Source organism: Roseovarius autotrophicus (assembly GCF_018069895.1).
Classification (GTDB): Bacteria; Pseudomonadota; Alphaproteobacteria; order Rhodobacterales; family Rhodobacteraceae; genus Roseovarius; species Roseovarius autotrophicus.
Genome location: NZ_JAGQDH010000007.1, coordinates 62,352 through 87,616 on the forward strand (window position 1 = coordinate 62,352; position 25,265 = coordinate 87,616).

General features: G+C 65.9%; 26 protein-coding genes and 2 tRNA genes. 10 read left to right on the forward strand and 18 right to left on the reverse strand.

From position 1 onward, the window contains the following. The first annotated feature begins 98 nt into the window (after window positions 1-98). The 3 genes from accB to aat are packed head-to-tail and all read left to right on the forward strand — an operon-like array spanning window position 99 to window position 2,585. Complete coding sequence (gene accB, locus KAK09_RS09930; protein WP_210878781.1) at window positions 99-587, forward strand: acetyl-CoA carboxylase biotin carboxyl carrier protein; 489 nt, start codon at window positions 99-101, stop codon at window positions 585-587. Window positions 588-594: 7 nt separating this feature from the next. Continuing rightward, the gene (gene accC, locus KAK09_RS09935; protein ID WP_210878782.1) at window positions 595-1,944 is read left to right on the forward strand and encodes an acetyl-CoA carboxylase biotin carboxylase subunit; all 1,350 of its coding nucleotides are present in this window, start codon (window positions 595-597) and stop codon (window positions 1,942-1,944) included. Then, a complete protein-coding gene (gene aat / locus KAK09_RS09940) occupies window positions 1,944-2,585 on the forward strand; it encodes a leucyl/phenylalanyl-tRNA--protein transferase (protein ID WP_210878783.1) in 642 nt (213 codons plus the stop codon). Before accC ends, aat begins: the two co-directional genes overlap by 1 nt. Here the strand turns inward: aat and KAK09_RS09945 are convergent. The 6 genes from KAK09_RS09945 to KAK09_RS09970 all read right to left on the reverse strand — a co-directional run bounded on the left by KAK09_RS09945 (window position 2,552) and on the right by KAK09_RS09970 (window position 6,274). After that, the gene (locus tag KAK09_RS09945) at window positions 2,552-2,911 is read right to left on the reverse strand and encodes a DUF2155 domain-containing protein (RefSeq protein ID WP_210878784.1); all 360 of its coding nucleotides are present in this window, start codon (window positions 2,909-2,911) and stop codon (window positions 2,552-2,554) included. The genes aat and KAK09_RS09945 overlap by 34 nt on opposite strands. Then, window positions 2,908-3,354, reverse strand: coding sequence for an outer membrane lipid asymmetry maintenance protein MlaD (gene mlaD / locus KAK09_RS09950; protein WP_210878785.1), 447 nt, complete (start codon window positions 3,352-3,354; stop codon window positions 2,908-2,910). The genes KAK09_RS09945 and mlaD overlap by 4 nt, the downstream gene beginning before the upstream one ends. 10 nt (window positions 3,355-3,364) lie before the next feature. Then, window positions 3,365-3,748 (reverse strand): NADH:ubiquinone oxidoreductase subunit NDUFA12, encoded by a 384-nt coding sequence (locus tag KAK09_RS09955; protein WP_210878786.1) that lies wholly within the window; start codon window positions 3,746-3,748, stop codon window positions 3,365-3,367. 83 nt (window positions 3,749-3,831) lie between these two features. Next, the gene (locus KAK09_RS09960; RefSeq protein ID WP_210878787.1) at window positions 3,832-4,188 is read right to left on the reverse strand and encodes a RidA family protein; all 357 of its coding nucleotides are present in this window, start codon (window positions 4,186-4,188) and stop codon (window positions 3,832-3,834) included. Window positions 4,189-4,250: 62 nt separating this feature from the next. Then, window positions 4,251-5,516: an ATP-dependent Clp protease ATP-binding subunit ClpX gene (gene clpX, locus KAK09_RS09965; RefSeq protein WP_210878788.1), complete on the reverse strand. Its 1,266-nt coding sequence runs from the start codon at window positions 5,514-5,516 to the stop codon at window positions 4,251-4,253. A gap of 122 nt (window positions 5,517-5,638) precedes the next feature. Beyond that, window positions 5,639-6,274, reverse strand: a complete 636-nt coding sequence (locus KAK09_RS09970; RefSeq protein WP_210878789.1) for an ATP-dependent Clp protease proteolytic subunit — start codon at window positions 6,272-6,274, stop codon at window positions 5,639-5,641. A gap of 208 nt (window positions 6,275-6,482) precedes the next feature. On the opposite strand from KAK09_RS09970, the gene KAK09_RS09975 reads away from it, so the two are divergent. Further along, window positions 6,483-6,830, forward strand: coding sequence for an ArsR/SmtB family transcription factor (locus KAK09_RS09975; protein WP_210878790.1), 348 nt, complete (start codon window positions 6,483-6,485; stop codon window positions 6,828-6,830). A 3-nt stretch (window positions 6,831-6,833) separates the two neighbouring features. Here KAK09_RS09975 and KAK09_RS09980 read toward each other — a convergent pair whose 3' ends face one another. The 8 genes from KAK09_RS09980 to KAK09_RS10015 form a co-directional block, all read right to left on the reverse strand. After that, window positions 6,834-7,418: a carboxymuconolactone decarboxylase family protein gene (locus tag KAK09_RS09980; protein ID WP_210878791.1), complete on the reverse strand. Its 585-nt coding sequence runs from the start codon at window positions 7,416-7,418 to the stop codon at window positions 6,834-6,836. Between the two features lie 171 nt (window positions 7,419-7,589). Further along, window positions 7,590-8,825: an acyl-CoA dehydrogenase family protein gene (locus KAK09_RS09985; RefSeq protein ID WP_210878792.1), complete on the reverse strand. Its 1,236-nt coding sequence runs from the start codon at window positions 8,823-8,825 to the stop codon at window positions 7,590-7,592. A gap of 102 nt (window positions 8,826-8,927) precedes the next feature. Further along, entirely contained in the window at window positions 8,928-9,920 is a 993-nt protein-coding gene (locus tag KAK09_RS09990; RefSeq protein WP_210878793.1) for a P1 family peptidase, read from the reverse strand. Window positions 9,921-9,937: 17 nt separating this feature from the next. Continuing rightward, on the reverse strand, window positions 9,938-11,077 hold the full coding sequence (locus KAK09_RS09995) for a saccharopine dehydrogenase family protein (protein ID WP_210878794.1): 1,140 nt from the start codon (window positions 11,075-11,077) through the stop codon (window positions 9,938-9,940). Continuing rightward, the gene (locus KAK09_RS10000) at window positions 11,074-12,132 is read right to left on the reverse strand and encodes a saccharopine dehydrogenase (RefSeq protein WP_210878795.1); all 1,059 of its coding nucleotides are present in this window, start codon (window positions 12,130-12,132) and stop codon (window positions 11,074-11,076) included. Before KAK09_RS10000 ends, KAK09_RS09995 begins: the two co-directional genes overlap by 4 nt. A 10-nt stretch (window positions 12,133-12,142) precedes the next feature. Beyond that, window positions 12,143-12,757 (reverse strand): glutathione S-transferase family protein, encoded by a 615-nt coding sequence (locus tag KAK09_RS10005; protein ID WP_210878796.1) that lies wholly within the window; start codon window positions 12,755-12,757, stop codon window positions 12,143-12,145. Window positions 12,758-12,769: 12 nt separating this feature from the next. Then, on the reverse strand, window positions 12,770-13,420 hold the full coding sequence (locus KAK09_RS10010) for a histidine phosphatase family protein (RefSeq protein WP_210878797.1): 651 nt from the start codon (window positions 13,418-13,420) through the stop codon (window positions 12,770-12,772). 97 nt (window positions 13,421-13,517) lie between these two features. Then, window positions 13,518-13,593 (reverse strand) — tRNA-Thr (locus tag KAK09_RS10015). Window positions 13,594-13,724: 131 nt separating this feature from the next. Here KAK09_RS10015 and KAK09_RS10020 point away from each other — a divergent pair. Next, complete coding sequence (locus KAK09_RS10020; RefSeq protein ID WP_210878798.1) at window positions 13,725-14,600, forward strand: hypothetical protein; 876 nt, start codon at window positions 13,725-13,727, stop codon at window positions 14,598-14,600. Between the two features lie 21 nt (window positions 14,601-14,621). On the opposite strand, the gene KAK09_RS10025 is transcribed toward KAK09_RS10020, so the two are convergent. Together KAK09_RS10025 and KAK09_RS10030 are read right to left on the reverse strand one after the other, a co-directional pair. Further along, on the reverse strand, window positions 14,622-17,486 hold the full coding sequence (locus tag KAK09_RS10025; protein ID WP_210878799.1) for a helicase-related protein: 2,865 nt from the start codon (window positions 17,484-17,486) through the stop codon (window positions 14,622-14,624). Between the two features lie 30 nt (window positions 17,487-17,516). Next, a complete protein-coding gene (locus KAK09_RS10030) occupies window positions 17,517-18,077 on the reverse strand; it encodes a tetratricopeptide repeat protein (protein WP_210878800.1) in 561 nt (186 codons plus the stop codon). A 70-nt stretch (window positions 18,078-18,147) separates the two neighbouring features. Between KAK09_RS10030 and KAK09_RS10035 the strand changes: the two genes are divergently transcribed. Both KAK09_RS10035 and KAK09_RS10040 read left to right on the forward strand, forming a co-directional pair. Then, on the forward strand, window positions 18,148-18,438 hold the full coding sequence (locus tag KAK09_RS10035; protein WP_210878801.1) for an SCP2 sterol-binding domain-containing protein: 291 nt from the start codon (window positions 18,148-18,150) through the stop codon (window positions 18,436-18,438). Next, complete coding sequence (locus KAK09_RS10040; protein ID WP_210878802.1) at window positions 18,438-19,397, forward strand: alpha/beta fold hydrolase; 960 nt, start codon at window positions 18,438-18,440, stop codon at window positions 19,395-19,397. The genes KAK09_RS10035 and KAK09_RS10040 overlap by 1 nt, the downstream gene beginning before the upstream one ends. A 161-nt stretch (window positions 19,398-19,558) precedes the next feature. Here KAK09_RS10040 and KAK09_RS10045 read toward each other — a convergent pair whose 3' ends face one another. Continuing rightward, the gene (locus KAK09_RS10045; RefSeq protein ID WP_210878803.1) at window positions 19,559-20,386 is read right to left on the reverse strand and encodes a fumarylacetoacetate hydrolase family protein; all 828 of its coding nucleotides are present in this window, start codon (window positions 20,384-20,386) and stop codon (window positions 19,559-19,561) included. A 97-nt stretch (window positions 20,387-20,483) separates the two neighbouring features. Between KAK09_RS10045 and KAK09_RS10050 the strand changes: the two genes are divergently transcribed. From KAK09_RS10050 to KAK09_RS10060, 3 genes are all read left to right on the forward strand, one after another. After that, window positions 20,484-21,482 carry a ligase-associated DNA damage response exonuclease gene (locus KAK09_RS10050; protein ID WP_210878804.1) on the forward strand — a complete coding sequence of 333 codons (999 nt, stop codon included), beginning with the start codon at window positions 20,484-20,486 and terminating at the stop codon, window positions 21,480-21,482. Next, window positions 21,479-23,071, forward strand: a complete 1,593-nt coding sequence (locus KAK09_RS10055) for an ATP-dependent DNA ligase (protein WP_210878805.1) — start codon at window positions 21,479-21,481, stop codon at window positions 23,069-23,071. Before KAK09_RS10050 ends, KAK09_RS10055 begins: the two co-directional genes overlap by 4 nt. Window positions 23,072-23,144: 73 nt before the next feature. After that, complete coding sequence (locus KAK09_RS10060) at window positions 23,145-24,965, forward strand: M3 family oligoendopeptidase (RefSeq protein WP_210878806.1); 1,821 nt, start codon at window positions 23,145-23,147, stop codon at window positions 24,963-24,965. 159 nt (window positions 24,966-25,124) lie between these two features. On the opposite strand, the gene KAK09_RS10065 is transcribed toward KAK09_RS10060, so the two are convergent. Beyond that, window positions 25,125-25,211 (reverse strand) — tRNA-Leu (locus KAK09_RS10065). Window positions 25,212-25,265: the final 54 nt, after the last annotated feature.

A 25,265-nucleotide genomic window follows, 5' to 3' on the forward strand; every position in this document is an offset into this window, starting at 1 on the left:
AATTGGCCGCTTTTCTCATCCTCTCGCATGGCCTATAAGCGGCCAAACTCACGCCATGCGGGCGCGCCGCGCCTGCCTTGCTCTCACCGAGGACGCAAATGTCGAACAAATCGCACGAATCGGACGTGGCCTTCATCAAGGCCCTCGCGGAACTTCTCAACGAGAACGACCTGACCGAACTTTCGGTCAAGCGCGAATATGGCGAGGATGACACGCTTCAGGTGCGGGTAAGCCGCAAGGGCGAGGCCGTGACCTATGCCGCCGCCCCCGCCCCCGTGACCCACACCGCCCCGGCTGCTGCCGCTGCGACTGCCGCCGCGCCTGTCGCCCCCGCCGAGGACCCGGCAAGCCATCCCGGTGCCGTCACCTCGCCGATGGTGGGCACTGTCTACATGCAGGCCGAGCCGGGCGCGCCCGCCTTTGTCAGCGTCGGCGCGCAGGTGGCCGAGGGCGATACCCTTCTGATCATCGAGGCGATGAAGACCATGAACCACATCCCCGCCCCGCGCGCGGGCACCGTCAAGCGCATCCTGATCGAGGATGGCGCGGCAGTGGAATACGGCGCGCCCCTGATGATCATCGAGTGAGGCACACATGTTCGACAAGATCCTTGTGGCCAACCGCGGCGAGATCGCGCTCCGGGTGATCCGCGCTGCGCGCGAGATGGGCATCGCCTCTGTCGCCGTCCATTCCACGGCGGATGCCGATGCGATGCATGTGCGCATGGCCGACGAATCGGTCTGCATCGGCCCGCCGCCATCGTCCGAGAGCTATCTGTCGATCCCCTCGATCATCGCCGCCTGTGAGATCACGGGCGCGCAGGCGATCCATCCGGGCTATGGGTTTCTCAGCGAAAACGCCAATTTCGTGCAGATCGTTGAGGATCACGGCCTGACCTTCGTCGGCCCCTCGGCGGAACATATCCGCATCATGGGCGACAAGATCACCGCCAAGGATACGATGAAGGCGCTTGGCGTGCCCTGTGTACCCGGCTCCGAAGGGGGCATTGCCGATATGGCTGCGGCCAAGGCGCTTTGTGCCGAGATCGGCTTTCCGGTGATCGTCAAGGCCACGGCGGGCGGCGGCGGACGCGGCATGAAGGTGGCGCGCGATGCCTCCGAGCTTGAAAAGGCATTCCTGACCGCGCGCTCCGAGGCCAAGGCCGCCTTTGGCAATGACGAGGTCTATATCGAGAAATACCTCACCACCCCGCGCCATATCGAGGTGCAGGTGTTTGGCGACGGCAAGGGCCGCGCGGTGCATCTGGGCGAGCGCGACTGTTCGCTGCAACGCCGTCACCAGAAAGTTCTCGAAGAGGCCCCCGGCCCCTGCATCACCGAGGAAGAGCGCGCGCGCATCGGCAAGATCTGTGCCGATGCCTGCGCCAACATCAGCTATCGCGGCGCGGGCACGATCGAGTTTCTCTACGAGAACGGAGAGTTCTTCTTCATCGAGATGAACACGCGCTTGCAGGTAGAGCATCCCGTCACCGAGGCGATTTTCGGCGTGGATCTCGTGCAGGAACAGATCCGCGTGGCCGAGGGGCTGCCGATGTCGTTCACGCAAGACGACCTGCGTATCAACGGCCACGCCATCGAGGTTCGCATCAATGCCGAGAAACTGCCCGATTTCGCGCCGCGCCCCGGCCGGATCACGCAGTTTCACGCGCCGGGTGGTCTCGGCGTGCGGATGGATTCGGCGCTCTATGACGGCTACAAGATCCCGCCCTATTACGACAGTCTCATCGCCAAGCTGATTGTTCACGGGATCGACCGGCCCGCTGCGCTCAACCGACTGGCGCGCGCGCTTGGCGAGTTGATCGTGGACGGGGTGGACACGACGGTTCCGCTGTTCCACGCGCTCTTGCAGGAAGAGGACATCCAGCGCGGGATCTACAATATCCACTGGCTCGAACGCTGGCTGGAAACCAATCTCAGGGCGTGATGCCCGCCTTTCTGCCCCCGGAACTGCTGTTGCGCGCCTATGCCGGGGGCGTTTTCCCCATGGCCGAGCATCGTGACGACGCAGAGGTGTTCTGGGTCGATCCGAAACGGCGCGGCGTGCTGCCGCTCGACGGGTTCCACGTCTCTCGCTCGCTCGCGCGGCGGATGCGGCGGGGGGGCTACCGGGTGACGCTCGACGCGGATTTCAAAGGCGTTATCGATGCCTGCGCCGACCGGATGGATACCTGGATCAGCGCACCCATCCGCGCGGCCTATCTGGCCTTGCACGCGCGGGGGCACGCGCATTCGCTGGAGGTGTGGGAGCAGGACGCGCTTGCGGGCGGGGTCTATGGCGTGACGCTGGGGCGGGCGTTTTTTGGCGAGAGCATGTTCTCGCGGCGCACCGATGCCTCGAAACTGGCGCTCGCACATCTGGTGGACCATCTGCGCCGCTGCGGCTTTACCCTCTTCGACACGCAGTTCCTGACCGATCATCTGGCCAGCCTCGGCGCTATCGAGATCAGCCGCGCCGCCTATCACGCGCGGCTTGCGAAGGCGCTGTCAGGGGCGGCGGATATTCACGCGCTGCCGCTTGAGCGCGACCCGGTTCAGGTGGTGCAGCGCAGCACCCAGATATCATAGCGCGGGTGTTCCAGCGCGTTAAGCGCAGGCGATGAGGCCAGCATCCAGCCCGAAAAGAGCACCGTTCCAGTCTCTGTCGCGCGGATATTGAGGAGGGCATAGGCGTCGCTGGCCAGGTTTTCCATGGGATAGCGACACTCCCCCAGTTCCACCGTCAGAGGGCCGAATTCCGCCGCCTCGCCATTTGCAAGCTCCAGATCACGCACCTCGGTGGTGATCTTGTCCAGCGCACGCAGAACTGCGCCCGTGCCCGGCGCTGCCGCCTCCTGCGCCGCGACCGGAACGGCCAGCACGAGAGCGCCAAGCGCCGCGATCATCCGCCTCATTCGTCGCTGCCCGTAACGAATTTCATCAGGAGCGACACGAGACTGATAGAGCCTTGGGTGAATTCGATCTCGTCGCCCGCCTCGAAATGGAAAGGCGAACCACCGGGCAGGATCTCGACATAGTTGCCGCCCAGCAACCCCTCGGAAGAGATCGCCACCGCGCTGTCATCGGGCACGTTGATACCGTTACGCACGGTAAAGACGGCCTTGGCACGATAGGTCTCGGGATCAAGCCGAAGATCGGCCACACGTCCCACCTTGACGCCTGCAAGGCGCACATCCGTGCCCACACTCACCCCATCGGCGCTGCGGAAGGAAGCGGTGAGGCTGTAGTCACCGCCACCGCCGGTCATGCCGGTTGTCTTGCCCGCATAGACAAGAAAGCCGACCGCCACGACGAGCACAAGCCCACCCACCAGGATCTCTGCCTTGTTCTCGGACATGCTGACGCCCCTATTCCGGCTGCCACGCCTCGTAATCGCGCCGCTCCGCCGGGGTTGCGCGCCGGATCGACCCGGCGGGCGCATAGGCCAAGGGCGTTCCGGTCAGGTTTTCCTGATGCGGTTTTTCCCAAGCCTTGCGCGGCAGGGGGCGCTCGGACGGCGACTCGGCAAAGGTGTGGTGCAGCCAGCCATGCCAGTCGGGGCCCACACGGCTCGCCTCAGCCTCGCCGTTGAAGATCACCCAGCGGCGCTTGCCGTCGCGGCTCTGGTAGAAAACGTTGCCCTGCTCATCCTCGCCCACGCGCACACCCTTGCGCCAGGTATAGAACTGGGTGTTGAGCGTCTGCCCGTTCCACCAGGTGACGGCGCGCAACAGCGTGTTTAGAATACCCATGGACGACTCCTGACTCGTGTCACGACCTTATAGGACGAAGCGCACCACAAGGTCCAGATGCCCGAGGGTCGCGGGGAACGACGTCAGACCGGGGCGCGGGCGGTCAACTCGATCTCGATGCGGTATTTCGGGTCGATCAGATTGCATTCCACCATGGTCGCGGCCGGCGGGTTGGCGCCGAAGGTCTCGCGCAGGATCGGCCAGCAGGGTTCGAACTCGGTGGCATCGGGAAGGTAGTAGGTCACGCGCACCGCGTCGCCAAACCCTGCCCCCGCCTCTGCGAGCGCCTTCTCGATGGTGGCAAGCGCCGCGCGGCATTGCTCGGTCACCGTGTCGCCCTGCCCGACCGTGCCTGCAACGTGCACAAGGCCGCCCGCCACCACCGCACGCGCGTACCCGATCTTTTCCTCGAAAGGACTACCCGAAAAAATCCGCTTCATGTCTTGCTCCACAAAACAGGGGGGGGGGCGGCACCCCGCCTTGTCCGGCCCGTGTGCCGGGATCAGCCGGCGCTCTTGCCTTCCTTCTTGCCGCGCGTCTCGGCATAGATGACAAGCGGGGCCGCGTCGGAATTCACCGCCTCTTCGTTCACCACCACCTCCTCGACATTCGAGAGGCTGGGCAGGTCGAACATGGTATCAAGCAGGATATCCTCGAGGATCGAGCGTAAGCCCCGCGCGCCGGTCTTGCGGGCGATGGCGCGCTTGGCGATGGCCTTGAGCGCGTCGTCGGTGAAGCTGAGCTTGGTGCCTTCCATCTCGAAAAGGCGCTGATATTGCTTCACAAGCGCGTTCTTGGGCTCGGTCAGAATGATAACAAGCGCCTCTTCGTCGAGATCCTCGAGCGTCGCGAGCACCGGCAGACGGCCGACGAACTCGGGGATCAGACCGAACTTGAGCAGGTCCTCCGGCTCCAGATCCTTGAAGATCTCGCCCACACCGCGCGAATCGTTGTCGCGCACATCGGCGCCGAAGCCCATGGCGCTGCCCTTGCCGCGCTGCGCGATGATCTTGTCGAGCCCGGCAAAGGCGCCGCCGCAGATGAACAGGATATTGGTGGTGTCCACCTGCAGGAATTCCTGCTGCGGATGCTTGCGCCCGCCCTGCGGCGGCACACTGGCCACGGTGCCCTCCATCAGTTTCAGCAGCGCCTGCTGCACGCCCTCGCCCGACACGTCACGGGTGATCGAAGGGTTTTCCGACTTGCGGGTGATCTTGTCCACCTCGTCGATATAGACGATGCCGCGCTGCGCGCGTTCGACATTGTATTCGCTGGACTGCAACAGTTTCAGGATGATGTTCTCGACATCCTCGCCCACATAGCCCGCCTCGGTCAGCGTGGTGGCATCGGCCATGGTAAAGGGCACGTCGAGGATGCGCGCCAGCGTCTGCGCCAGCAGCGTCTTGCCGCAGCCGGTAGGGCCAATGAGCAGGATATTGGATTTCTGCAACTCGATGTCGTTCTTGCCCGACTGGTTGAGCCGCTTGTAGTGGTTGTGCACCGCGACAGAGAGCACCCGCTTGGCGCGTGCCTGACCGATGACGTAATCATCGAGCACCTTGCAGATGTCATGCGGCGAAGGCACGCCATCGGTGGCCTTGAGACCGGCGCTCTTGGTCTCTTCGCGGATGATGTCCATGCACAGTTCGACGCACTCGTCGCAGATGAACACCGTGGGTCCCGCGATCAGCTTGCGCACCTCGTGCTGGCTCTTGCCGCAGAAGCTGCAATAGAGCGTGTTCTTGCTGTCGCCGGAATTGTTCGCCATGGCTTTCCTTTCAGCGCCGCTGCCCGCGCGTCATCTCGTCTTGTGCCTCCGGCCAGCTTAAGTCAGGGCGGAAAGCACCACAATGCGAATTTCGAGATCGCCCGTGCACGGGCGATCACCGATCATTTGTCGTCGCCCTCTCCCGGTTTCACACGGTTGGCAACGATTTCATCGATCAGGCCCCAGTCCTTGGCCTCTTCGGGCGACATGAAGTTGTCGCGCTCGAGCGCGGCCTCGACCGACTCGAATTTCTGCCCGGTGTGGCGGACGTAGATTTCGTTCAGCCGGTCCTTGAGCTTTTGCGTCTCGCGGGCGTGGATCATGATGTCAGTGGCCTGTCCCTGATAGCCGCCAGAGGGCTGGTGCACCATGACCCGGCTGTTGGGCAGCGAAAAGCGCATCCCCGGCTCGCCCGCCGTCAGCAGCAGCGAACCCATGCTCGCCGCCTGACCCACGACAAGCGTGCTGACCTTTGGCTTGATGTATTGCATCGTGTCGTAGATCGACAGACCAGAGGTGACCACGCCGCCGGGGCTGTTGATATACATGCTGATTTCCTTGGACGGATTTTCCGCCTCAAGATGCAGCAGTTGCGCGACGATCAGGCTCGACATGCCGTCATGCACCGGCCCGCTGAGAAAGATGATCCGCTCCTTCAGAAGCCGCGAGAAGATATCATAGGCGCGCTCGCCCCGGCTGGTTTGTTCCACGACCATGGGCACAAGGGTATTCATGTATGTCTCGAAAGGGTCTCTCATCCTGTCCCGCCTGCTGGTTTCTCCCGGACCCCGAAAGGCACGAGTCGTAAAAATAAACCGATCATAGCGACCGGTGGCTAACGGAGTCTTAGTGGCGCGCCCCACCCCCTGCAAGGGCACGCGCGCAATTGGGGCACTCTCTCACGGCTTTGTCGATTGCCGCACGGCACAGATGAAAGTAAATATCAGGCGCGAGGATGATACCAGAATGACACTGCCAGATCTCTCCGTTGCCGATGCCGACATGGCGCAGATGCAGCAAAGCGCGCAGGAGGCTGCGGATTTTCTGCGTGCGCTCGGCCATGAGGGGCGGCTTATGATGCTCTGCCATCTGGTGCCGGGCGAAAAATCGGTCAGCGAACTGGAACTGCTGCTGGGTGCGCGTCAGGCAGCGGTATCTCAGCAACTGGCGAGGCTGCGGCACGAAGGGCTGGTGCAGACGCGGCGCGACGGCAAGACCATCTATTACAGCCTTTCGGACCCGCGCGCGCTGCGGATCCTCGAAGTGCTTTACGAGATGTTCTGCGCCCCTGACAGGCAGGGGCGCAGACCGTAAGGCTCAGGCCGGTTCGACCGATTTGCCCACCTCGAACGCGGCGAATTTCTCGTCCAGGTCTGTATGGTTCACATGGTTGGCATAGTTCGAGATCGTCTTGACCGCGAGGGCGAGGATGATTTCGAGAATATGCACATCGCCATAGCCCGCGGATTTGAACGCCTCGGCCTCGGCCTTTGTCGGCAGGCCGCGCGTCTCCCACATGTGGTGCGTGAAATTGCGCAGCGCCTCAAGTTTGGCATCATCGAGCGGCTTGCCATCACGCATCGCCTGCGTATGTGCCTCCGACAGCTTTGACACCTTGACCGCCAGCATCGAATGGGCGGCGGTGCAGTAGTCGCACCCATTGGCCTCGGAGATCGTCAGAAACACCACCTCCTGTTCCGGCGGGGTGAAATGGCCTTGCTCGCGAAACAGCGCGTAGCCGTGCAGATAGGTGCTCAGAAGCCCCGGATCGTTGGCCATGCCCCGATACATGTTCGGCACGAATCCCAGCTTGGCGCGCGCCCCATCAAGCAAGTCCTTCGCCTTGCCCTGGGCGGTCTCGTCACTTACTTGCGGAAGGTCAACCTTGTACTCGGCAGTCATCTGCGCCTCCTTTGATTGCGGCACCGCGATAGCTATGACGTGCCGGAGAGGAAGAAAACAGCCGGACCCTTCACCAGATCGTGAGTACCGTGCCCAGACGCGAAACCGGCTGTGCGGATATGCTCAGCGGCGAAGCCGGTCCGGCGTGCCTGCGCTCCTGGCTGCCCGGGATCAGATCCGTTCCTGCGTGTGCCGCCGCAACTCTGCCCGCGCCACCTGACGGCGATGCACCGCGTCCGGCCCGTCAGCGAGGCGCAACGTGCGCACATGATGCCACATCGCCGCCAGCGGCACGTCCTGCGAAATGCCCTGCGCGCCGAACATCTGCACCGCCTCGTCAATCACCCTGAGCGCCACGCGCGGGGCCACCACCTTGATCTGGTGAATCCAGGGCGCTGCGGCGCGCGCGTCGCCCCTGTCCATCATCCACGCGGCCTTGAGACACAAAAGCCGCGCCTGCTCGATCTCCATGCGGGCCTCGGCGATGATGTCGTAATTCGCACCAAGCTGCGCCAACGGCTTGCCGAAAGCCTCCCGCGACAGGCTGCGTTTGCACAGCATTTCAAGCGCCGCCTCGGCCAGCCCGATCGCGCGCATGCAGTGGTGTATCCGCCCCGGTCCAAGCCGCCCCTGCGCGATCTCGAACCCCCGCCCCTCGCCCAGAAGCATGTTTTCCACCGGCACGCGCACGCCGGTGAACCGGATATGCATATGCCCGTGCGGCGCATCATCATGGCCGTAAACCTCCATCGCGCGCAACTTTTCGATGCCGGGGCTATCTGCGGGCACGACGATCATCGAATGGCGCTGATGCTTGGGCAGGTTGTCACCGCCGGTGCGCACCATCACGATATAGACTGCACAGCGCGGATCGCCCGCGCCGGTCGCCCACCATTTCTCGCCGTCGAGCACATATTCCGCGCCCTCGCGGCGGCAGGACATGGTGATATTGGTGGCGTCGGAACTCGCCACATCCGGCTCGGTCATCAGATAGGCAGACCGGATCTCGCCCGTCAGCAGCGGCTTGAGCCAGCGCTCTTTCATCGCCACCGTGCCGTAGCGATGAAACACCTCCATGTTGCCCGTGTCCGGCGCGTTGCAGTTGAACACCTCCGGCGCGAGCGGGCTCTTGCCCATCTCCTCGGCGAAATAGGCGTATTCCACGGTGCTGAGGCCAAAGCCCGCCTCGCCCTCGGTCAGCCAGAAATTCCACAAGCCATCGGCTTTCGCCCGCGCCTTCAGCCCGTCGAGGATGTCCGCCTGCCGGGGTGTGAACTGCCAGCGGTCGCCCTTCTCCACCTCGGCGTGAAATTCCGCCTCCAGGGGCGCGATCTCGTCGCGCACCATCGCTGCGACCCGCTCCAACCGCGCGCGCATCTCGGGGCGCATCCCAAGGTTCATTTCCATCCCGCTTTCCTCCTCGATGTCGCGCCAGACTGAGCGTCTTCCGCATCCGAAGGCAAGCCCTGATCTGCGCCGCCGACAGGCCCGAACGGCGATACCGGGCCCTTACCCGAACCGAGCGCGCCAGGCGGGCACCGTGTCCCCCGCCATGGGTCGGGCCGCGTAAACGGCGCGCGCCACCGCGCGCGCCATCACGCAGGCCGCCGCATGGCCAAGCACCACCTGTTCGGCCAGGTCCGGCGCGGGGCGCGTGCCCGTGGCGGCGACGAATATCGCGTCGCCATCCATCAGCGTATGGGACGGCACCAGTGCCCGCGCCAGACCATCATGCGCGGCCACGGCAAGCCGCGTGCAATGCGCTTGTGTCAGTGTGGCATCTGTCGCCACGATCCCGATGGTGGTGTTGCCATGCTGCGCAAGCTTGGTCGGCGCGGCCATCGGGTCGGGAAAGGCGCGCGGCACACCCAGCCCGCCGAACTCGTCCCCGATCTCGAAAGGTGCGGCCCAGAACTGCGGCCCCTGCCCCACCGTGGCCGAGCCGAGCGCGTTCACCGCCACCAGCGCCCCCACCGTCACCCCCGAGGGCAGGACAGCAGAGGCCGAGCCGAGCCCGCCCTTGAGCGTCGCGGTCGTGGCCCCTGTGCCCGCGCCTGCCGTACCGATCTCGAACATTTCGCCGGCCACTTCGAGCGCGGCGCGCCCGAGCGCCTTGTAGGGGTTCTCGGTCCAACCATGATCGCCGCCGTTGAGCAGATCGAACAGGATCGCGCCGGGCACGATCGGCACCCGTGCCGCCCCCACGGCAAATCCCCGTCCCATGGCGCGCAAACCGTCCGCCACGCCCGAGGCCGCATCGAGACCGAAGGCCGAGCCGCCCGAGAGCACCAGCGCATCCACCTCCTGCACCGCGCGGTCGGGCACAAGAAGATCGGTCTCGCGCGTGCCCGGCGCGCCGCCCATCACATGCACCCCCGCCACAAGCGGCCGCTCGCCCAGCAGCACGGTCACACCCGAGCGCAGCGCATGATCCTCGGCCTGCCCTACGCGCAGTCCGGCGACATCGGTGATCAGGTTGCATGGCCCGGTGCGCGTCGCCATGGCTGCTCCCTTGCGGTTCAGAGGTGATCGACCACTTGCAGATGCTGCGCCAGGCGGTCCACCTCGGCCAGATAGCACGCCACCAGCCTCGGATCATGCGGCGCGGCACTCACCCCCGCCGGGATCTCGCGCGCCAGCACCGAGCAGACCGCCAGCGACACCGGCACCGATACCAGCCGCGCCATCGCCGTGCCGCGCGCATCGCCCCAGGCATCCATGACATAGCTCTTGTGCCAGACGGTCTTGCCGCCACGCACGGCCTTCAGATCCACGCAGAGCACGACACGATCCGGCTCGCCCTCGGCATAGGCGTTCTCCTGCCAGAACTGTTCCGACATCTCTCGCAGCCGCGCTTCGCCCGCCTCGCCCTCCAGCGTCTCGATCTCGGCAAAGACGTCGCGCCATGCCTCGGACCAGCCATTCAGGCGCAGCGTGCCGCGCACGAAATCGCGGATATTCCAGTCGGGATCAAAGCGATACTCGGCGATGAAGGGCAGAGAATCACGGTTGGGATAAACCTCGAAGCTTTCGGGCGCTGGCAGAGGCGCGTCATAACGCGTGATCGCGTCCCAGGGTCGCGCCACCTTGAGTTCCGTGAAATCGCGGATCGAGCGCGAAGGCGAGCGCAGCGCCTTCAAGACGCCAAGAGGGGACCAGCTGAACTTGTAGCGGAACGGGTTGGGATGTTTCGGCACACCGCCGCAATAGGACAGGAAGGACAGTTCGTTGGCCGAATCACAGGCCCCCGAGGCGCGATAGTCGGCCACCAGATGATGCGCCATCAGATGATCTATGCCGGGATCAAGCCCGATCTCGTTGACAAGGCGCAGCCCCGCCGCGCGCGCCGCCCCGTCAAGTGCGCGCATCTCGGGCGAGATATAGGAGGACGACACGAAATGTGCCCCCCCCTCAAGACAGAGCGTGGCCAGCGGCACATGCCAGTCCACTGGCAGCATCGACACCACCACATCTCCGGGCACCAGCGCCGCGCCGAGCGTGTCCATGTCAAAGCCGCGAATATCACCGGTCAGATCGCCCACCGCCACGCGCGCCTTCTCGGTCGAACGGTTCCAGACCGTGACCGGATACCCCGCCTCGATCAGCCGCCTGAGGCCCGGAATCGCCGAAAGCCCGGTGCCGCACCAATGGATCGTCATGCCGGTATCTCCTTCATATTTGCGTCGAACACCGCCCGCGCCCGGCCCCAGACCCCTGCGCCGATACCGTCCAGCGCCATCAGAGACGGCAGCAGTTGGGCCGCAAAATCCTCTGATGATTCGCGCGGCAAGAGCGAGGGCAGGTTGTCGATCGCCATGACATCGAGCGGCGGGGTCTCATGGACCCGCAGCACTGGTGCGGCCCATGTGGTTGCGCGCGCATAGACCGGCACCGGGTTGTAATCGCTGTCGGGATCGCAGGCCACGTCGCCGATCACGGTCAATTGGCGGGGCGCGCCGAGCGCCGATTTCGGGACGAAGACCGGCGTGCCGGGGCGGGCGAAGATGCAGTTGAGGAATATCTCGTGATCGAGGATTTCGGGAAACGGTCCGCCATGGGCGGTTTCGGCCATGTCCCATCTGGTCACGTGCAGCCCCATCGCCTCGCACAGATCGCCCGCGCCGGTGCCGACACGGCCAAGCGCGCCGATGACCATGGCCGAGGGCCGCGCGGCGAGAGGATCGAGACGCGCCGCAAGATCGCCCAGAAGCGCATCGCGCCCGGCATAGGTGGCCACCGCCGGACATATCCCGCCATCCGCCTGCGCCGCCCAGGCCATCAGCGACACCGCCGCCCCGGCATAGCCTGCCCAATAGCCGAAGGCCGCGACGCGGCGACCGTCCTCATCCACCAGATACTCCAGATCGTAAAGCGCCCCGCCCCCCGCACGGAACCGCTCCAGCAGACGCCGGCCCGCGTGCTGCCCCTTGAAGGCATGGCCGAACATGATGTGGCGATGCGGCAGGGGCGTGCCGTCCTCGGGCAACTCCTTGAGGCCAAAGATGATCGCGTCCGCCGGGGCCTCGGGCCACGCGCCCTCGGGCGCGATTGCGCATCCCGCCGCACGGTAGCCGTCAATCGCAATGGCGCGCGCCGCGCTCTCCTCCACCGTCACGGCAAAGCCCCGCGCGATCAGCGCCGCCGCGCCCTCTGGCGTGATGCCCACCCGTTCCTCGTTCGCGCGCTGCTCGGCGCGCACCCAGAGATGTGTCATTCGTGCCCCCTCAGATCATGCCGTCGGCCACGACCCGCGCCACCGAGGCGCGCGCCGCCATCGCCTCGCGGAAGGCCCGGATCTTGGGGAATAGCCCAAGATCCACCCCGTCGCCCTCCAGCCAGCTTGCCGCCACAAAAAGATAGGGATCGGCCAGCGAGAGCGCCCCGCCCATCACAAACGGCCCGCGCAGCATATGGGTTTCGACGAACTGCGCGCTTTCGGTCATGGTGCGCACCGCCTTGGCCTTCATGTCAGCGATGGAGCTGTCTTCGTCGGCCCATCGCAGCCCGCGCGCGCGATGCGCGTGGTTCACATGCATGGTGGAGGCGAGGTAATACATCGCCGCGCGCATCTGCGCGGCCTCATACGGATCCTCGGGCCGCAACCGCGCCTGCGGGGCGAGATCGGCGATATAATCCATAATCGCCCCCGTCTCGGTCAGGATACCGTGGTCTGTCACCAAAGCGGGCACCCGTCCCTTTGGGTTGATCGCGTGATAGTCGGGGCGCGTCTGATCACCGGCCTTGAAGTCGAGCCGCACCGCCTCGAACCCCAGCCCCGCCTCATGCAGCGCGATGGCCACGGCCACGGCGATGGTGCCACGGGCGTAATAGAGTTGCATCCCCGTATCCTCCTAGATGAATGTGCGCGCATGCGCGCGCTCGGGCGTGTCAAGATGCGGCGTGGTGTTGAACGCGCCTACCATCAGCATCTCGTGCACATGATGCACCCGGTGCAGCGAACTGTTCATCACCTGAAGCATCACCTTCGAAAGCCCCGGAATCCCCAGATGCAGCGCGTGCCGCATCACCATGCCTATCACGCCGCCCGATGTCACCACCAGAACCCGACCCCCTGCCCCGTTCAGATCGTCGATGACCGAGGCGACCCGCGCGGTGAAGGCGTCGAACGTCTCGGGCAGGCCGCTCAACCCGCCCTCGGCCCAATGGGTGATGACCTGCGGCAGATAGCGGGCGAACTCGGTGGCATCCTTGGGCGCGGGGATGCCGTGTTGCGCCTCGACGGCCTGCGCCAACGCGAAATAGCTCAACTCGTCAAGCCGCGCGTCACTCTCGTAACCCGCATAACCCATGGCCTCGGCCGTTCCCTTCTGGCGATTGAGCGTGCCGGTGACGACGTGTTCGAAATGCGGGTTGGTGGCGCGCAGATGCGCGCCCAGCCATTCGGCCTGCTGCACGCCAAGCGCCGAGAGCCGGTCATAGCCCGCCTCGTCGGAGGCGTGGCTGTTGGCCTGCCCGTGCCGCACCAGAATGATCTCGGTCATTTCGCCTCCTTGCCTGTCGGACCGGAGGTTAGCGCCAGAGCGGCGCGGGGGAAAGCCGTCGCGCACGTCATTTCACCACGATTTCGCCGAAGAAGACTGGTGCCGCGTGAGGGGATCGAACCCCCGACCTTCGCTTTACAAGAGCGCTGCTCTACCAGCTGAGCTAACGCGGCATGATCATGTCACGCTGATTACCGCCATTCCCGCGCGCGGGCAAGCAGGGGCGTCCAACCGATTGATGTTTTCCTTGGCCGAAATCGTCTTATAGTGGCACGTCATCACCCGGCAGAGGCGAAACAGAGGTATGCAGATCGTCATCCACGCAGGCGCGCACAAGACCGATGAGGACAGGCTTGTCACCTGTCTGCGCGACAATTTCGGCACCCTTCGGCAGCGTGGCACCCATGTGCCCCATCCGGAAAGCTATCGCCGCCCTATCCGCGACCTGTTCCAGACCGCGCAGGCCAATGCCCTGCCCGCGGATGCGCGCCTCTCTGTGCTTGGCGCGGCAGGGGCGGAAGAGGGAACCGCGCGGCTCGTGCTGTCCAATCAGGGTTTCTTCGGCACGCCCAAGATGACCGTTGGCAGCGGCCGCTTCTATGCCGCCGCCGAAATGCGGCTGGCGCAGTTCCGTCAGATGTTCGCGGATGACGAGATCGAGCTTTTCCTCGCGCTGCGCAATCCGGCCACCTTTCTGCCGGCGCTGGTGCCCGATACGCCTTTTACCAGCGTGGGCGACCTGCTGCGCGGGGACGATCCCGCCGCGCTGCGCTGGTCCGAGACCGTTGCGCGCCTGCGCACAGCCTTTCCCGAGATGACGCTGACCGTCTGGTGCAACGAGGATACGCCGTTGATCTGGGGGCAGATCCTTCGAGACATGGCAGGCGTGGACGCCACCGTGCCGCTGGAGGGGGAGTTCGCGCTTCTTCCCGAGATCATGACTCCGCCGGGCCTCAAGCGATTCGAAACCTATATCGAAGGCCGCCCCGGCCTGACCGAGGCGCAGAAACGCCGCGTGGTGGCGGCGTTTCTGGACAAGTTCGCCGATGAGGCGGCGATCGAGGAAGAACTGGACGTGCCCGGCTGGGATGCCGAACTCGTCGATCATCTCACCGCGCTCTACGATGCCGATGTCGAGGTCATCGCCGCCATGGACGGCGTGACCCTCATCACGCCGTAAAGGCGGCAGGGGCCACCCTGCCTACCCCTTCGTTTTCAGGCCCATCAGCGCCGCCGCGAAGGGATTGTCGGGGTCGATGCGGTCTTTTTTCTCAGGGCGCGCAGAGAAGGTCTTGGGGCGGTCCTCGCGGGGTTCGCGCGGCTTGCCCTTGCCGGGTTTTCCGCCCTTGGGCCGATCACCGCGCTTGCCCGGTTTGGCACGTTCACCACGTTCGCCGCGCTCGGCCTGCGCGGGGCGGTCGGGGCGGCCACGGCCACGCGGAGCCCAGGTAAAGGTGTAGAAGACCTCGACCTCGGGCGCGGCCATCGCGGGCGTCTCGCCGGGGGCGTCTGCCTCGGGGGTCTCGGCAATCTCGGGCGCAACCTCCACCTCGGGCTGGGCTGCCACCGCCGGCGCGGGCGCGACCTCGTCTGGGATAGCCTCGGCCTGCGTCTCGGGGTTCTGGGATGCGGGCTCTGTCGCTGTGGTGTCGGCGGCGGCGGCCTCGGCCACGGTCTGGTCCACAGGTTTGACCTTTTCACGCTCGCCACGCTCGGCGCGGTAGCCCAGCCCCTGCATCAGCCCGGCGAATTGCTCCAGCGTCATGCCGGTGATCGAGAGCATGTCGGGCGTGGCCTCGAAGCCCCCCCGCGTATCGGCGCCGCGCAGCAGATCCGCCAGCCGCTCCAGCATGTCGATGCGAATCGCCCGCTCGCCCGCCGCGCGATAGCCCGCCATGGTGAAATACCCCCTCGGCGCGCCCGTCTGTGCCGGCACGGTCACAAGGCCCGGCGGCGGGGCTTCGGGAAATTCGGCAAGGCCAGTGCTGAGCGACCACAGCACCAGCCGCAGCCGGGTCGGCGCGGGCTTGAGCAGGAGCGGCAGGAACACCGTGAACTGACCGAAGCGCACACCATGCTTGCGCAAAAGCCCGCGTGCCTCCTGATCAAGCGCCTTGACCTCCTCGGCCACCTCGCCGCGCGGGATGATCCCCATCGCCTCGACCAGCCGGAAGCCGAAGCCGCGCGCCATCCCGGTCAGCGTCTCGTCGCGGGCAATCGCGGTCAGCGGCTCGAACAGCGTCGCCACCTTGCGGTCGATGAAATGTTGCAACCGGCGCTGCACCTTGGCGGCCACATCCGGCCCGGCCTCATCATCGACAAAGGCCACGGCCTGCGGTTTCATCGGGTCCGCCCCGGCGACAAGTTTGCCAACTGCGTCGGTGCCCCACATGAGGCCGCCCTGTTCGGTAAAGTCGATCTCGGTGTCGGGCGCGTTGTAGAAGCGGTCCGCCTTGAGGTGGAAATGGGGCGCAAGGGCGGCAAGGCTTGCCTGCTCCAGCGTGCGCGCCTCCTGCCCGGCGGCGGCCTTGTCGCGGATAAAGCGGAACCCTTCGAGACGGCCCACGAATTCGCCCTCGACGCTGACGGCGCCCTGATCGTTCACTTCGGCCACCATGGCCTCCTTCTGCTTGAGCCGGCGCATGAGCACGGATGTGCGCCGGTCCACAAATCTCTGGGTCAGCGCCCCATGCAGCGCGTCCGACAGACGATCTTCTACAGCGCGCGTCGCCTCACGCCAATGGGTTTCGTCATCGACCCACCCCTTGCGCTGCGCGACATAGGTCCAGGTGCGGATATGGGCGAGGCGTTTCGAGAGCGTATCAATGTCGCCGTCGGTGCGGTCGATACGGTTGATCTGCGCGGCCAGCCAGTCGTCTGGCACGCGCCCCAACTCGTGCAGGTCGCAGAAGATGCGCTCCAGCAGGCTGGCATGTTCGGCGGCGCTGATGCCACGGAAATCGGGGATGCGGCAGACATCCCAGAGCAGCCGCACGGCGGGCGCATCGGAGACACGCGCACGCACATCGGCCACCTCGGCAAGCGTCTTGAGCGCGCCGAGATCATCCGCCTCGCGGGCGCGCGCCAGCAACTCATGCTCGGGCCGCGCCTCGAGAGAGGCGATAAGCGCCGCGGTCGAGCCGAAGGCAAGCCGCGCGTTGCGCCATTCGAGGCGGCGCACCGGGGCGAAGCGGTGATCGGTGATCGCCAGCGCCAGTTCCGGTTCCAGATCGGGGGCCTCGCCGGTGACGCCGAATGTGCCATCGCGCATCCCGCGTCCAGCCCGCCCGGCGATCTGGCCCAGTTCGTGCGGAAAGAGCGGGCGCATCCGCCGCCCGTCGAACTTGGTCAGCGACGAAAACGCCACATGGTCGATATCGAGGTTGAGCCCCATGCCAATGGCATCAGTGGCCACCAGATAATCCACATCGCCGTTCTGATAGAGCGCCACCTGCGCGTTGCGCGTGCGGGGGCTGAGTGCGCCCATCACCACCGCAGCCCCCCCCTTCTGCCGCCGGATCAACTCGGCGATGGCATAGACGTTTTCGACCGAGAACCCGACGATGGCGCTGCGCGCGGGCATCCGCGAGATCTTGCGCGGGCCGCTATAGGCAAGCTGCGACATGCGCTCGCGGCCCAGAAACTCCACCCCCGGCACCAGCGCGGCGATGGTCGGGCGCATGGTATGGCTACCCAGAAACTGCGTTTCGCGTGTCCCGCGCATCCGAAGCAGGCGGTCGGTGAAGACATGGCCGCGCTCAGGATCGGCGCAAAGCTGGATCTCGTCGATGGCCACGAAATCCGCGCCCATCCCCTCGGGCATGGCCTCGACGGTGCAGACCCAGTATTGCGCGCGCGGCGGCACGATGCGCTCCTCGCCGGTGACAAGCGCCACCACCGAGGGGCCGCGCGCGGCGACGATCTTGTCATAGACCTCGCGCGCCAGAAGGCGCAGCGGCAGGCCGATGATCCCGGTGCGGTAGCCCAGCATCCGCTCGATGGCGTAATGGGTCTTGCCGGTATTGGTCGGGCCCAGAACCGCAAGGGTTCTCGACTGCTCGGACATCCGCCCCGTTCCTTTCGCCTGTGGCCCTGATCAGAGGTCCGCGCCGCCCAGCTTGCGCGACACGCGCTCCAGGGTCTCGCTTACGTCCTTGTGATGGGGATGTATAGCATGGGCGCGCAACAGCGCCTCGCGCGCAAGCGCGGGTTCTCCCAGGCGGTCCATCAGCACGCCAAGACCGAACATCGCATTGAAATGGCGCGGCTCGCGCGCCAGGGCCTGCTCTATGTCATGGAGCGCCAGACCATAGCGTTCCTGCTGGAAAAACGCGACCGAACGCAGATGCCAGGCTTCGGCGAAATCGGGCGCGTGATCGATCGCCGCACTCAGATGTTCGATCGCCATGGCCAGATCGCCCGCCTCGATCGCATCCTCGCCCCGGCGCAGGAGCAGGTCCATCGCCGCAGAGCCCGAGCGCGACCATTCAAGTTCGATCTCGGCGGCAATCCGCCGCGCCTCGGCCGGTTCGGCCGCGGAAAGCTGCGCGAAAAGCGCGTCAAGCCGGTTATCCTCGGCCCAGGCGGGTAAGGAAATCGTGACTACCGCCAGAGATGCCGCAACGATACGGTTGAGATATTTGATGACGTTTCCCATAACACGCGCAATGTAGCGCAGAATGCCGGGAAACAAAGCCCCGTCATGGCAATCGTGAAAGGATGCACAGATGAGCGACGTGATTGCAGCCGCCGTGAAGGCGCTTAATGAAAAGATGGGCGATGACGGGTTCGAAGGAGCCGCGAAATTCGTGATCGAGGGCGAAGGCAGCATCGTTGTCGATGGCGCTGGCGCGCGCGCCAGCGACGATGACACCGAGGTGACACTCTCGGCTGATGCCGACACGTTCGAGGCGATTCTCTCGGGCGATCTGGACCCGACGGCGGCGTTCATGTCCGGGCGGCTCTCGGTTGACGGCGACATGGGGATGGCGATGAAACTCGGCAGCGTGCTCGCCTGATGGAATCGGCGCCGCTCTTCGCGGAGGTGGCGGACGGCCCCGGCGACGGGGCTGCTTTCTGGCTGCGCGCGGCGGACGGTGCGCGTCTCCGGTTGGGGCTTTGGCACCGCGCGGCCACGAAGGGCACGGTGCTGCTCTTTCCGGGGCGCACCGAGTACATCGAGAAATACGGTCGTGCCGCGCAAAAATTCGCCGCGCGCGGATTTGCCACCCTCGCGATCGACTGGCGCGGGCAGGGTCTGGCCGACCGGCTCGTTGATGATGCGATGGCGGGCCATGTCCACCATTTCGAGGATTATCAACACGACGTGGCCGCAATGATGCACGCCGCGCGCGCGCTCGACCTGCCGCGCCCCTGGCATCTGCTCGCGCATTCCATGGGCGGCTGTATCGGTCTGCGCGCAGTGATGGCCGGGCTTGACGTCAGCAGCGCCGTCTTTTCCGCGCCGATGTGGGGCATCCAGATGTCACAGGCGCTGCGCCCGGTGGCCTGGTCCCTGGCCTGGAGCGTGCGCCAGATCGGCCTCGGTCATCTCTACGCCCCCAGCACCCGCCCCGAGCATTACGTCCTGACCGAACCGTTCGAGACCAACAAGCTGACCAATGACCGCAACATGTGGGAGTACATGGCCTGCCAGCTTCGGGCGCATCCTGAACTTGGCCTTGGCGGGCCCAGCCTGCGCTGGCTTCACGAGGCGCTGAAGGAGACGCGCGCCCTGGCCCGCATGCCCTCGCCGGCGCTGTCATGCCTTACCATCATCGGCAGCGACGAAGATATCGTCGACGCGGGGCGCGTGCATGACCGCATGACCCGCTGGCCGGGCAGCCACTTCGAGATCGTCCCCGGCGGGCGCCACGAGACGCTGATGGACACGCCCGCCACGCAGGCACGGCTGTTCGGCATGATCTGCGATTTCTACGGGAATGCGGGCACGGCACGGGCGGCGGCAGTGTCCTGACCGGGCCGTCGTCGCCCGGTTCGGGGATGGCGCGGTCAAGAGTGGCATTGAGCGGACAGCCAGGTGCTTGCTGCCAATGCGCGGCGGCGCATTCCGCGCCTTTATCCCGCGCATTGATGCCCGGCCCTTCGCGTCAGCAGAAGGCCAAGCCCAGCCCCGCCCTATCGCTGCGCCTGCACCTGCACCCGCTGCTCGCCCAGCCCGGTGATGCGCAGCACCATCTCGTCGCCGTCTTTCAGGAAACGCGGCGGCTTGTGGCCCATGCCCACCCCCGGCGGCGTGCCCGTGGCGATGATATCGCCCGGCTCCAGCGTCATCAACCCGCTGAGATAGGAGACGATTTCAGCGACGCCAAAGATCATGCGCGATGTGCTGCCGGTCTGCATGGCCTCGCCGTTCACCTCTGTCACGAGGTCAAGCGCCTGCACATCCAGTTCGTCGGGCGTCACCAGCCACGGCCCCACCGGCGCGAAGGTGTCGCTGCTCTTGCCCTTGGTCCATTGTCCCGAGCCTTCGAGTTGCAGCGCCCGCTCCGAGACATCGTTGACGATCGTGTAGCCCGCCACATGCGAAAGAGCATCCGCCTCGGTCACATATTTCGCGCGGGTGCCGATAACGATGCCCAGTTCCACCTCCCAGTCACCTTTCCGAGAGCCGCGCGGCAGAATCACCGGGTCGTAAGGGCCATTGAGTGCCGTGATCGCCTTGAGGAACACCACCGGCTCCTTCGGCGGCTCGGCCCCGAGTTCGGCCGCGTGATCGCTGTAGTTGAGGCCGATGCCCACGATCTTGCCCACACCCGCCACCGGCACGCCAAGGCGCGGCGTGCCCTCGACCAGCGGCAGCGTCTCCGGATCGACGCGCGGCAGCTTGCCCAGCACCGCGCCCGCCAGATCGGGCACCACGCCGGAAAGGTCTCTCAGCCGCCCCTCGCCATCCAGGATCGCGGGCCGCTCCTGCCCCCGCGCACCATATCGTGCAAACCGCATCGCCTGTCCCTCCGTCTTGCGTTACCCGCGCACCATATCCCGCCCGCGCCCCGGCGCAAGGGCTGGCCCCGTGCGCAAGCTGCGCTAGAATTGCGCCATGGTCCTGACCCTCACACCAAACGGCCTCTACTGCCCTTCCGGCGATTTCCACATCGACCCGTGGCGCCCGGTGGCGCGCGCGCTCATTACCCATGGCCACACCGATCACGCCAGGGGCGGGCACGGCGCCTATCTCGCCACTGACATCGCCGGACCCGTGATGCGCCACCGGCTTGGCGCGATCACGCTCGACACGATCCGCTATGGCGAGATGCGCCGGATCGGCGGGGCGAACGTGTCGTTTCACCCGGCGGGCCACGTCCCCGGCTCGGCGCAGATCCGGGTCGAGGTGGCGGGCGAGGTCTGGGTCGTCTCGGGCGATTACAAGCTGGAACATGACCCGCTCTCAACCCCGTTCGAGCCGGTGCGCTGCCATCATTTCGTCACCGAATGCACCTTTGGCCTGCCGGTCTTCGACTGGCCCGACCCAGAGGATGTGGCGCGCGAGATCAACGGCTGGTGGGCCGCCAATGCCGCCGAAGGGCGGTTTTCGCTGCTTGGCGCCTATGCGCTTGGCAAGGCGCAGCGGGTGCTTGCGATACTCGACCCAGGCATTGCGCCGATCCTCACCCATGGCGCGATCGAGGCCACCAATGCGGTGCTGCGCGCGCAGGGCTTCTCGCTTCCCGAAACGCAACACGTCACCCAGGCGACCGACCTGCGCGCGATGCGCGGCGCGCTGGTCATGGCCCCGCCCGGCGCGTTGGCGGGCCCCTGGGCGCGGCGGTTTCGCCCCGCCTCGTCCGCGCTGGCCAGCGGCTGGATGCGGCTTCGGGGCGTGCGCCGCAGGCGCGCCGCCGACCGCGGTTTTGTCATCTCCGACCATGCCGACTGGGCGGGCCTCAACCGTGCCATCGCCGCGACCGGGGCCGGGACCGTCCATGTCACCCATGGCTACACGGAGGTGTTCGCGCGCTGGCTGGCCTCGCAAGGCTATGACGCGCGCGTCTTGCGCACCGAATTCACCGGCGAGAGCCTGGAGGAGGAAGAAGCATGAAGGACTTCGCCGCCCTCTATGCCGCGCTTGACCAAAGCACGCGCACCACCGTCAAGCTCGCGGCGCTGGAGAGCTATTTCCGCAGCGCCCCCGACGCCGACCGCCTTTGGTGCGCCGCGCTTTTCTCGGGCCGCCGCCCGCGCCGCGCGATCACCACCACGCGACTGCGGGACTGGGCGGCAGAGCGCGCGGGGCTACCGCTGTGGCTTTTCGAGGACAGCTATGCGGTGGTGGGCGATTTGGCCGAAACCATCGCGTTGGTGCTGCCAGCCCCCGCCACGCGCCACGATCAGGGGCTTGCCGGGTGGATGGCGTGTCTGCGCGGGCTGAGCGGGGCCGACGAGGCCACGCGCAAGGCGCAGATCCTCGCCGCCTGGGACGGGATGGCGCCGCTGGAACGGCTGGTGTTCAACAAGCTCTTGACCGGCGGCTTTCGCGTCGGTGTCAGCCGCAGGTTGATGACGCGCGCGCTGGCCGCCGCCACGGAGCGCGACGAGGTGGAAATCGCGCATCGGCTGATGGGCGACTGGACGCCCGAGACGACAACCTGGGCCGCGCTGATCGACACCCATGACCCCGCCGACAGCCTGTCGCGCCCCTATCCGTTCTGCCTTGCCTACGGGCTTGAGGGCGTGCCCGAGGCGCTCGGCGCGCCGGGTGACTGGCTGGCGGAGTGGAAATGGGACGGTATTCGCGGGCAGGTGATCGCGCGCGGCGGACAGATTTTCATCTGGTCGCGTGGCGAGGAACTGATCACGGATCGCTTTCCGGAACTGGCGCGCCTGCGCGACCTCTTGCCCGAGGGCACCGTGATCGACGGCGAGATCCTTGCCCATGACGGCGCGGCCCCCCTGCCCTTTGCCGCGCTGCAAAAGCGGATCACGCGCAAGAGCGTGCCGAAAAGCCTGCTGCGCGAGGCCCCCGCGACCCTCATGGCTTATGACCTTCTGGAAGAGGCCGGGCGCGACCTGCGCGGCCTGCCCTTCACTGAGCGGCGCGCGCGGCTGGACGCCCTTGTAAGCGCCCTGCCCGAGGGCACACCCCTGCGCCCCTCACCCGCGATCCCCTTCGCCACATGGGACGCGCTTGCCGCCACCCGCGCCACAGCCCGCGATCACCGCGCCGAAGGGCTGATGCTCAAGTGCCGATCGGGCCGCTATCACGCGGGACGCAAGAAGGGCTTTTGGTGGAAATGGAAGCTCGATCCGCTCACGCTCGACGCGGTGATGATCTATGCGCAGGCGGGCCATGGGCGGCGCGCCAATCTCTATACCGATTTCACCTTTGCCGTGCGCGACGGCGCGGCGTTCGTGCCATTCACCAGGGCCTATTCCGGCCTCACCGATGCCGAGTTCCGCCAGATCACTGCCTGGGTGCGGCGCAACACGGTGGAAAGGTTCGGCCCCGTTCGGCAGGTGCGACCCGAACAGGTGTTCGAGATCGCCTTTGAGGGCATTCAGGCCAGCCCCCGCCACAAATCCGGCGTGGCGCTGCGTTTTCCACGCATGGCGCGCTGGCGTCAGGACAAGCCCGCGACCGAGATTGACACGCTCGACACTCTGCGCGCGCTTCTGGCGCATCATGGCTGAGCCGCGATGCGGGGTTGAGACCCGCCGTCGCCCCGCCTATGTGTGATGCCGGATTACAACGCGAGGTTCCTGCATGTTCACGCTGCCCTTTCCCGTCCGCGACGCCAATGCCCCATCCGGGGCCAGAAACCTGGGCCCGCTGCCGGAATGGGATCTGAGCGACCTCTACACCAGCCCCGACGCGCCCGAGCTTGCCCGCGATCTCGACTGGCTGCGCGACGCGTGTGCCAGTTTCGCCACCGATTACGAGGGCCGGCTGGCCCAACTCGATGCCGCCGGTCTGCTCGACTGCCTGCACCGCGACGAGGCGATCAGCGGCATAGCGGGGCGGATCATGTCCTATGCGGGGCTGCGCTACTACCAGCAGACGACCGATGGCGCGCGGGCCAAGTTCCTGTCGGATTGTCAGGAGAAGGTCACGAATTTCACCACGCCTCTGGTGTTCTTCTCGCTGGAACTGAACCGGCTGGATGAGAGCGCCCTTGGGGCGATGTATACCGAAAACGCCGATCTGGCACGCTATGCGCCGGTCCTGCGCCGCATCCGCGCGATGAAACCCTATCAGCTTTCGGACGAGCTGGAGAAGTTCCTGCACGATCTGGGCGTTGTCGGCGACGCGTGGGAGCGGCTCTTTGACGAAACCATCGCGGGCCTTTCGTTCACCGTCGATGGCGAGGATCTGACCATCGAGGGCACGCTCAACCTGCTGACCGACCATGACCGCAGCAAACGCGAGGCCGCCGCGCGCGAACTGGCCCGCGTCTTTGGCGAGAATATCCGCATCTTTTCGCGCGTCCACAACACGCAGGCCAAGGAAAAGGAAGTGCTCGACCGCTGGCGCAAGATGCCGACGGCGCAGACCGGACGGCACCTCAGCAACGATGTCGAACCTGAGGTGGTCGAGGCGCTGCGCAACGCTGTCGTTGCCGCCTATCCGCGCCTCTCGCACCGCTATTACGAGTTGAAGCGCAAATGGCTCGGGCTTGACCGGATGCAGGTCTGGGACCGCAACGCGCCGCTGCCGATGGAGGAAACCCGCCTCATCGGCTGGGAGGAGGCGCGCGAGACGGTGATGGCCGCCTATGCCGATTTCGCCCCCGAGATGGCCGAGCTTGCCGCGCCGTTTTTTGAGCGTGGCTGGATCGACGCGGGCGTGAAGCCGGGCAAGGCGCCCGGTGCCTTCGCCCATCCCACAGTGACCGATGCGCACCCCTATGTGATGCTCAACTATCTGGGCAAGCCGCGCGACGTGATGACGCTTGCGCATGAGCTTGGCCATGGCGTGCATCAACGCCTTGCCGCGCCGCAGGGAGAGCTTCTGGCCTCCACGCCGCTCACGCTGGCCGAAACGGCAAGCGTTTTTGGCGAGATGCTGACCTTCCGTCGCCTGCTGGCCGGGGCGAAGGACCAGGCCGAGCGCAAGGTGCTGCTCGCGGGCAAGGTCGAGGACATGATCAACACGGTCGTGCGCCAGATCGCCTTCTACGATTTCGAGTGCAAGCTGCACGCCGCGCGCCGCGAGGGCGAGTTGACGCCCGACGACATCAACGCGCTCTGGATGTCGGTGCAGGCGACAAGCCTCGGGCCGGCGTTCGATTTCATGGACGGGTATGAGACCTTCTGGGCCTATATCCCGCATTTCGTCCACTCACCCTTCTACGTCTATGCCTATGCCTTCGGTGATGGCCTGGTGAACGCGCTCTACGCCGCCTACGAATCCGCGCCCGAGGGGTTCGAGGCGAAGTATTTCGACATGCTGCGCGCGGGCGGTTCCAGGCACCACAAGGAATTGCTCGCCCCCTTCGGCCTTGACGCCTCGGATCCGTCGTTCTGGGACAAGGGGCTTGCGATGATCGAAGGCATGATCGACGAGTTGGAGGCGATGGAGGGCTGACCCGTCCGCCTTCGCGACCTTCATCATCCCCGCGCAAGCGGGGATGTCCGGGCGGCACCGTCCGCCTGTGAACCTGACCGGAAAAGCGCTGATCTACCCGCCCGCAACACCATGCAGCGCAGCCCGGCCGGGCATATTCCATTTATCTTGCCGGGTGAATGGTGCGGTCGAGAAGACTCGAACTTCCACGGGAGTTACCCCACAGCGACCTCAACGCTGCGCGTCTACCAATTCCGCCACGACCGCACGTGATCAGGTAGGTGTCGCGCCGTATAAGCAATGCGCCGGGGCTTGTGAAGG